Source organism: Vibrio sp. S234-5, from assembly GCF_000960595.1.
Classification (GTDB): Bacteria; Pseudomonadota; Gammaproteobacteria; order Enterobacterales; family Vibrionaceae; genus Vibrio.
The window spans coordinates 1-402 of the sequence record NZ_JZAM01000339.1 but is presented as its reverse complement, the minus strand read 5'-3'; the positions used below and the strand labels follow the sequence as shown (position 1 = coordinate 402).

Below are 402 nucleotides of genomic sequence, written 5' to 3'. Positions count from 1 at the left end.
CCATACTTCCCGGCTCTGGATCGGGCTGCAACGAGATCTTCATCATGACGACCAAACGTACCGCGAGCATTGTCTATCTCTAGCCAAAGCGCTCCATCTACCTATCACGGCTTGCGGCGGCGTACCTGATCATGCCAGCGAACGGTTGCCCTTGCAAAACACCTTAACGGCCATTTGCCAAGGCTGTGCTGTCGAAGAGCTGGGGGCGGATAGATTAACCAATGTCGAGCGCAGTTTGCGCGACGGTGGGATACTGCCAAAACTTTTCAAATCCGATAGGCCAGCCGAAAGTGTACAGATTGCTAAACGCTGTACCTTCAGCCTTGACGAGCTGATATATCAATACCCAAGAGAACTGATCCCTGATGGCTTTACCCCCGACAGCTATTTACAGCACCCCGT

1 pseudogene is annotated in these 402 nt (G+C 52.7%); it reads left to right on the top strand.

Annotation, left to right across the window (positions count from 1 at the left end):
* Positions 1-402 (top strand): annotated as a pseudogene (locus tag UF06_RS26955) (error-prone DNA polymerase); the annotation flags it as partial.